The organism is Pseudomonas sp. 5P_5.1_Bac1 (assembly GCF_025466015.1).
Lineage (GTDB): Bacteria > Pseudomonadota > Gammaproteobacteria > Pseudomonadales > Pseudomonadaceae > Aquipseudomonas.
Genome location: NZ_JANLNX010000052.1, coordinates 53,146 through 61,674, shown reverse-complemented (window position 1 = coordinate 61,674; position 8,529 = coordinate 53,146). Strand labels below are relative to the sequence as shown.

At 54.8% G+C, this 8,529-nt stretch carries 4 protein-coding genes; all 4 read left to right on the top strand.

The window, feature by feature from the left end; genetic code table 11:
- Positions 1-809 (top strand): hypothetical protein (locus tag NTD82_RS11095; protein ID WP_262128781.1); only part of this gene is annotated, 809 nt, incomplete at its 5' end.
- 231 nt (positions 810-1,040) lie between these two features.
- Positions 1,041-2,015: a 5'-nucleotidase gene (locus tag NTD82_RS11090; protein WP_262128780.1), complete on the top strand. Its 975-nt coding sequence runs from the start codon at positions 1,041-1,043 to the stop codon at positions 2,013-2,015.
- A gap of 247 nt (positions 2,016-2,262) precedes the next feature.
- On the top strand, positions 2,263-6,132 hold the full coding sequence (locus NTD82_RS11085; protein ID WP_262128779.1) for an AAA domain-containing protein: 3,870 nt from the start codon (positions 2,263-2,265) through the stop codon (positions 6,130-6,132).
- Positions 6,129-8,528 carry a PIN domain-containing protein gene (locus NTD82_RS11080; protein ID WP_262128778.1) on the top strand — a complete coding sequence of 800 codons (2,400 nt, stop codon included), beginning with the start codon at positions 6,129-6,131 and terminating at the stop codon, positions 8,526-8,528. Before NTD82_RS11085 ends, NTD82_RS11080 begins: the two co-directional genes overlap by 4 nt.
- The last annotated feature ends 1 nt before the right edge of the window (position 8,529 follow it).

The window sequence follows — 8,529 nt, the reverse complement described above, 5'->3', positions numbered from 1 at the left end:
AGGGGCTGTTAATCGCACGCTATCCGAAAAGCTGGATGAAGATGGTAATGGATGCTTGTCATTCAAATGGCGTAAGAGATATTGACTTAGCGCGGGTTGAGGAAAAGTTACGCATCGTTAAGGATGATCGTCTTGTGCGTATGGGGCTGCCCTACGAGGGGGGTAATTGGCTGGAGAGTGTCAATCATGAATCTGTTTTGAATGAACTATTCGCGGTCTTGATAAAAGGTCAGTCTGCCTCAGATAAACTTCATAATATCGATGATGCTCATGAAGGTCTCTTTGAAAATCGGCGTGAGGTTCATGTCAAGCGTAATGCGAATGCTCTGGCCGAGGCAGCCAAGTACGTACTCGCAGTCTCAGATAGAATCATACTTGTAGACCCCTACTTTCAGTCCAGGCGCAAATGTACAAAAGTTCTTGATTCTATGCTTAATGTTTGTCGGGCTGATGGTGCATTGCCGAGTCAGGTGGTCATATTTTCAGATTACAGTAACGACCCTCGTGGCTCGACTTTCGTGAAGGATGAGTATGAGAAGCTGCTTAGCGCATGGATTGAGCAAGGCGTCAGATTTAACGTTTCACGGGTGGCGGGGGATCAATTGGATCAGGATTTTCATGCGCGTTATCTATTTAATAAAAATGCAGGCCTACGCTTTGATCGAGGTTTTGTTGAACCCGAAGCTCATGACGAACGAGAGCATGACACTGACGTAATTTGCATAGATGCGGCGGTTGTCAATCAGTTGTGGACCCGCTTCATTGAAAAGCGGGAGTGTTTGAAAATTGTTGATGAGATCATTTTCTGAGGCGTCGAGGATTTTTTAGTGGTCTTGTGCGGGGGCGGCAGATGATTCGGCAGATAAGGCATACCATAGCCGTCGTTGAAAAAAAACCTAGCTCGCGAAGTAGGCCCAACCAAGGGGGCTAAGTGATTACTAGTGTAACGGGTTTTATTTCCACCGATTATTGGGGCACGCTTCAAAAGTGTATCTACCCTGATAGCGTTGGGTGTTCTGAGGTGCATAGAGGATAGCAGCGTGGCATTTGATTTAAGTAACACCTTGGTTGTCGGCATCTCCGCCACTGCGCTGTTCGACATGAGCGAGTCCGACCAGATGTTCAAGGCAGCGCTCGAGGACGATCCGGAACGTGTGATCGACCACTACCGCCGTTTCATGCAAGAGCATGAGGACGAACCGCTGGAGCCAGGTACCGGTTACCATCTGGTCAAAGCGCTGCTTGATCTCAACCGGCATATGGGAAGTGGCGACACATCTCCACTGGTCGAAGTGGTAGTGATGTCACGCAACAGCCCGGACACGGGCATTCGCGTACTCAAGACCATTCGCCGCGATCAACTGGCGATCACACGTTCAGCCTTCACCGGAGGCGAGTCGGTGGCTGATTACATGGATGCCTTCGACGTCGATCTGTTTCTCACGACCAACGTGGACGATGCGCAGAAGGTGATTGATTCTAGGCAATGCGCTGCCGCGATCCTCAAGGCACCGCCAGCAAACGCGCCCCAAATCCCCAAAGGACAGGTACGGATCGCTTTTGACGGTGATGCAGTTCTGTTTTCCGATGCCAGCGAGTTGGTCTACAAAACCCAAGGGTTGGATGCCTTTCAGGCGCAGGAAGATGCACTGCAGCACACGCCGATGGAGGAGGGCCCCTACGCCAGCCTGCTCATAAAACTAGCCAAATTACAGGAGCGTTTACCCACCGGAAGCAAAGACTCGCCGATCAGAATCGCCATTGTCACAGCTCGAAACTCCCCGTCGGAAATGCGCGTGATCAACACGCTGCGTGCCTGGGGCGTGTACGTTGATGAAGCCTTCTTCCTCGGCGGCGTAGGCAAGCCCAAAGTGCTCACGGCTTTCAATCCGCACATTTTCTTCGATGACCAAGACGTCCACTTGGAAGCAGCGGCAAATCTGGTACCCTCGGGCAAAGTGCCATATCTCACAAAATCCGTTTTGTCTGGCGTGCAGGCGACTTTGGTTGAGTAAAGGATCTGTCCAGCACACAGGGAATGTCTATGTCGTTGCCGAAGTACTCCGCAAACTTACCGTTGATCCAAACGTTGCCGAGCAGGGTGGCGTTTGATTGGGTCGCTACGCCTGAGCATCGGGCGCCTTTCCTTATAGAAATTCATGGACGGCTCGAGAAAAACCATTTTTCAGAAATTTTGAAGGCGAGGAGCGGCCGTTTTTAATGAATCTATATATTGCGCTAGAGTCGAATAATAGAGCAGTCATGAGCCGGTCGGCTGCCGACATTCAGCGCCGTCATCAGTCGTTCAAAAGCTATTGCAATGGACGGGATAGCGCAGAGGTTCTATTTGATCTGTTGTTTCCGGACAACATGCCATTCACCGGATATATCTCGAACCGCCAGCGAGAGAAGCAGAATCCACGCTATGCAAATATGGCCATTCGTCTGCGGATTCAGGGACGAGAAGAGTGGCCTTTCCCACGGCAGTGCTCGTTCATTGCCACGGGGAGCTGGAATGCGGAACATCCTGCTCCACTGTTTATCATTAACAACTTCATTGAAGTGGCCGATCTGCCTGCAAGGCCGTTTGAGCGGGAAGTCGCTGGATTCGCGGTGCATGACAGCCTGACGCCTGTACCGGGCGTGCAACGTATTCAGCGCACCCAGAATCTACTCACGCCGGTACTGCTGGCGGATTTGCCACCCATTTCTCTTGAAACTGGGCGAATGCTGGGGGAGTGGACTGATTTCCTTGCATGGAAGCAAAAGCTCATCCAACACAAAATGCGGGGGCTGCGCTATGTCGGACGTGAATGGCGGGGCGACCAAATCGCGTTTTTCCTGATTGGAGAGAGTGCGAACGCGCTGCAAAAAGACAGGCAGGCGTTGGGCAGAGAAGACCTGATTGCCATTGAACTGGGCCACTCTAAAAATCCTTGGGTATTTGCTTTGCCCGAGCGCGAAGAGCGGCGTCGACCCACTCGGTTGGGGCAAGGGGCAAAGCTGGCAGACCCCAAACCTCTGCCCGACGGTGTAAACCTGCAGGAGCAGGCGGAACAATGCCCTTGGGCGACTCCCGTGCACAGTGAATTACTGGTCGCTCTTGCCGAGGATGACGCTAACGACCTGGCGAACGCCGAGTTTCCCGATGAGCTGCGCAAGCGCATTCTGAATCGGATCCCTGAGTTCGGCTTTTTGTCCATTTCAATGGCCGGCGACATGAGTTTGGTCAGGCGCCATCAGCAGTCCTTGCGCCAGTTGCAGGACCAGGGCGGGTACGCGCCTTATCTGTCTTCTTATCTGTTCGAAGCGGCGCAGGTATCTGTGCCTGAGCGTCTGGAGGCGGTGACACAGTGGCATCGCTCCGACCTCAATACGGCGCAGAAAGAAGCAGTGGTCAAAATCCTCTCCGCACCCGATTTATGCTTGATTCAAGGGCCGCCAGGCACAGGCAAGACCACCGTCATTGCAGAAGCCATTATTCAACTCGTGCGTCGTGGCCAGCGGGTACTGCTGGCCTCACAGGCACATACGGCTGTGGACAATGCACTGGACAGGCTGGGTCTTGATGGTTCGTTGCGCGTGGTGCGCCTAGCGCGGTTTCAAGACAAAGTGTCGGAAGACGGGCAGCCGTTCACGGGCAGTGCCGCGATGCAGAGGTATTACTCCGCACTGACCGAGCCCGTTGAAAGTCGTCTCTCGGGGTGGCGGCGAACCGAAGAGGATTTGCGCCTATTGCAGGGGTGGCGAGAGCGTGCGGAGTTCGTGCTGCACGATGAGCAGGAATTGAACGCCAGACGCGAAGTGCTTGAAGGAGAGCTTGCCGCCGCTCAAGGAGAGGCCAGGCGGGTCCGGCAAAGTTACGACACAGCCTGCCTTGAGCGCGATGAAGACCAGGCACGGCGTACGCAACTGCAAAATATCAGCGCACTGCTCACTGGCGACGTCCCTAGTCTGCGAAGTGATTTACGCGAGATTGCGGTAGATGCCGAGCGCCTGGCGCACCTGCTTATCGATTGTGGAAAAAGCGGGCTGTACATGCAGTTCACTCGGGATGACTGGCGCTCCCACCCTGCCAATCGTGGCGAAATTCTGGCGCATCTGCTGTCAGTTTGGCGACGTTTTTCGAGTGAACGGGAGGCCATTGAAGCTGATGTCCGCCGTTTGCGAGACTCAACGAGTGGGGCGCTCCAGGACGCTGAAACACGTTTGCGCATTGAATCGCTCAGGCGCGAAGTGGAAGTTTTGGCCGATCAGATGGAAGGCGACAACGCCTACGTAGAGGCTTGGCGCGCCAAGCGCAAGGAAATCAAGGAACTGGAGCAGTCCGGCTCCGGGTTGGATGGTCAGCGTTATCAAGTCTTTGAGCACGCCGAGAAGTGGTGCGCGCCGATTGAAAATGCGAGCCGGTTGGCGGATGAAATAAGCGCTTGCATGTCTGCGCTTTATCAAGGAGGGGCGGCAATCGCGCAGGCAGTGGAAACTCTGCAACATCAAACCCGTCTTCAGCTTTCGACGCCGGCTTTGGCAATGCCGAGCGATCAGGAGATGCAAGCCGCACGGTCGCAGGAGCGTCACGCTGAGAGGGTTTTGGCCGATCTTCATCAACAGTACCTCCAGCACGCAATCAATGAGACAGGCTTGTTGAGCGACGATGCCATCAAGCAAGGCAACCGGCTACCACCTGCACCTGATGCATCCCTGGCGCAACGCATGGAAACCGCATCTCAAGCCATCGAGGCACTCAAGCAACGCGAATTGGCAAACCGCGAAGAGCGTCAGATATGGCAGCCGTTGCTAGACGATTGGGCGGCAGATTTACGACGCAACAAAGCTGCTGAAGAAGACTGGCAGCACATGGGGCCGGAATTCCTGGCCAGTTGCAATGTGGTTGCTATCACGTGCAATGAAAATGAACGCACCCTCGATGATGCAGGGCAAACAAGTTTTGATGTCGCCATTATTGATGAAGTGAGCAAGGCCACGCCGCTGGAATTGCTGATGCCTCTGATGCGGGCGCGCCGGGCAGTGCTGGTGGGCGACCATCGTCAATTGCCACCGCTGTTCCAGGAAGGTGATGAGGCGCGCAGCATTCAGGACGAGGTGGAAGAAAATGAAGCCGAAGGCGACGAATCCAACGGAGCCTCGGCGCAACCCCTGCTCACAAGAGACAACCTGCGCCGTTTTGAAAAAATGGTGACGGCTTCACTGTTTAAATCGCACTTCGAGAATGCCGACGATGCGATTCGCTCACGGCTGAATGAGCAATTCCGCATGCACCCCCAAATCATGGATATGGTGAACCATTTTTATGATAAGCGGCTGTTGTGCGGCATCGTTGATGCCGACAAGAAACGCTTCCATGGTCTGGGCCTGGCGAACGTGGAAGGCGGCTCGCCGCTGCTGACGCCCGATGACCACGTCTTGTGGGTCGATACCACCTATAACCTGCGTAACGAGATACATCGGGAAGACATGAGCGGCAACCAGCCGTTGCGAACCAATCGGCTTGAAGCCGAGTTGATCGCCGAAGCCCTTGAGCAAATCAATCGACAATCCGAAACGCAGGGCTACTCCTCGTCCCGCAAGCGCAAGGTGGGTGTGGTGTCGTTCTACGCCAACCAATGTCGGGAAATTCGCGCAGCCATGCGCCGCCGCAGGCCGCAGGGTTCCAACGGCCGATATGAATGTCTCGATGTTGAGGTCAATACCGTGATTCGCTACCAAGGTAAGGAAAAGCCCATCATCCTGGTCAGTCTGGTGCGACACGATGGTCATGACCCAAGGCGTTCCGGCAATCAGCCACGGCGACGATCCAGCAAAGCTAACGTAGCGCGGTTCGAATTCATTAACGTGGCTTTCTCGCGAGCCCAGGAGCTGCTTGTCGTTTTTGGGGCCCGCAGCATGTATGAGTCCTATGAGGTGGACTTGCCTCATATGGATCAGGCAGGTACGGAGAAACGCACGGTCTACAAAGACATTCTGAATCAGTTGGAGCGTGATGCCCGTCTTGTCCCCGCAAGACAGCTTATGACTGCTGACAGGATGACGACGGCGCAACCGCAGGCTAAACGTACTTACAACGCTTCACAGGGCAAACCGCGATCGGACCGGGGAGGTCGCCGTCCATGAAGCTTGGAAATTATGCGGTCCCTCTGCCGGTGTATCAGATTGAATCCAGTGTGACTTATCACACCGAGCGCAAGCCTACGGTGTTTGAGCGCATGGTATTGCGACTGTGTGATCCCATGGTTCATTTCCCTGGCCGACAGAGCTTGTCTCTGCTGAGTGTCTTCCGTGATCAGTTGGGCGCAGGCGATGTGCGCGAATTGCTGGAAGGCTGTGTTTCCGAACTTGTTGCGCTGGGGGCATTGCCTGGATTTTCCGGGCGAGATCCACTGGTCGTTCCTCTTAGTGAGTTTGGGCTGACCCCAGAAGGCGTGCAGTTTTTGCGTGACGACCGCCTGCCTGTACGTTCTCGCACAGTCAAAGTCTGGCATCGTTACGACCCCATCAGTGACGAGATCAAGCTGGCCAGTAGCGATGGGGCGCGTATGCACCAGAGCAACACGAGCCGCATCTGCGCCGCAGAGCCGGCTTTGAGGCCGCAAAACCCATTGGCTCAGGTTGAGCGTGCCATAGCGCAGGAAGCTTACGACTGGAAAAATCCTGCGACGGTTATCGACCGCATTGTGCCTGTCGTTAATTCAGCAGGATGGGTAGAGCGCCGGCTCGAAGTATCGTGCAGCGAAGACGCCGTATTGTCGGCCCGAGCGCCGCAGGATGCCGCCCTGCAGCGGTGGTTAGAGCAGGCACAGCCTGAGCTGGCATGGGAAATTCTGCTTGCCGATACTCTGACCGGCGAATTAGACGCTTCCCTTCCTGTCATTGATTCGGCTGTTCTGCGGGCTGCCCGGGCTGCTCGACCTATTGCGGTAGCCGATGGCGGGTCAGTCAAGGTGCAACTCTGCGTCGTTGCACAGGGCTTTCCTGCTGCTGAATCCTGGACGCCAGTCATCGTTCTATCAGCCGAAGTGATCGAGCCCACACTGGTTGCCGACGGCAAGTCGTCAACTCTAACGCTGCATGTGCCCGTACCAGCGAAGATGGTTGCCGGATTTACCAGGTTATCGCTGGCCCATGAAGGTACTGCGAGTGTGAGTGCTGAAGTCACGGGGACGTTGCGCCTCTATTGGGCCGGGCAACCTCGTATGTGCGGCATGGCTGTTACCTTGAATGAGCAAGCAGCCACTGCACTTTGGGCAGATTTACGTGAGGATTTGGAGAGTGCTTGCGAGCATGCCGAGGATCCCCGCATCGCCTTTTTACCTTTAGCCTGGCGGGCCGGCGGCGCAATCACTGAAACCCTCTGGGCTTGGCTTGCTTCACGCACGGCGCTCGCTCTGGAGGATTTGTTTGCTGTGGCCGAGGAGGGAAGGCTAGCCATTTCTATGTGGCTGCCTGGCAGGAAAGACTGGATGTCTGCGTGGGGCGAAGCGTTGGCAAGAGCGGTGGATGAGTCACTTAGGCACTCAACGAACAAGCATGAGCTTGAAACGACAGTTTTTCTCTTGAATCAGATGAAAAGGATGCTGCCTCAAGACAAGGTCGAATCGCGGCAAAATGCGCTGCTGCGTCATGCCGCGCCCGTCAGAAAAATCGAGGATCTAAAGCAACTGCGAGCAGCGCTGTCGTCTACCGCAAAGATTCCCGAAGAGCTACTTGCGGCCGAGTTGCGGCAAGTATGGCTGGGACAGGCGTTGGCACGGGAAGAAATGAAACTCTATGGCCCACATGCCATGCAGCATCCCTTGCAGAATATCGAGAAAGCCGTTCAAGCAATTTATCGGGATATTGGCGAGCGGGCGCTTAAAGCTACAGAAAACGCCCAAATAGACACACGCGAGCTGACTCTAAGGGCTCTAGATGCTGTGCACATCTGGCGAGAAACCTCAGAAGACTTTGGCACCCTGAATACGCCATCGAGTCAATGGGCTGCTCTCAATGAGGCGATTGAACGCTGGAATCTCCTGGCGCAGGAGAAGCTGGCACCGGTTGAGGCAGGTCGCCGCATAGTCGTGCTGGATACAAGTGCCCTTATGGAGCATGCCGAGCTTTTAGTGAACTTGCCCCCTGACGTTGTTCCTGTGGTACCGCGCCGCGTTCTGAGTGAGCTGGACGGTTTAAAAACCAGCGAAGATGAAAGCCGCTCAGCTAAGGCTCGAAGGGCCATACGTCAGTTGGAGGGTGCCTCTTCTCGCATTCGCCATGAAACTGAGTACCTGGATTTGCTCCCTGTTGAATGGGATGCAAGTCAGCCTGACCATGCGATTCTTTCAGCAGCATTATTCTTCCGGCTTAACGCGGTGTTATTCGTCAGTAACGACATCAATCTGCGCAATAAAGCACACTCGCTTGGATTGAAGACTGAAGATGCCAGGGGTTTTGCGCCGGCTCGCGGCCACTCTGCTGGTACATCATCCAATTCCTCGAAAAAGCGAAATCAAAGGACGATTAATAGGACATGAC

Bases quoted from the DNA above. Each gene is read 5' to 3' on its own strand.
- NTD82_RS11080 (WP_262128778.1), top strand. From the start codon at position 6,129: ATGAAGCTTGGAAATTATGCGGTCCCTCTGCCGGTGTATCAGATTGAA.
- NTD82_RS11085 (WP_262128779.1), top strand. From the start codon at position 2,263: ATGAGCCGGTCGGCTGCCGACATTCAGCGCCGTCATCAGTCGTTCAAA.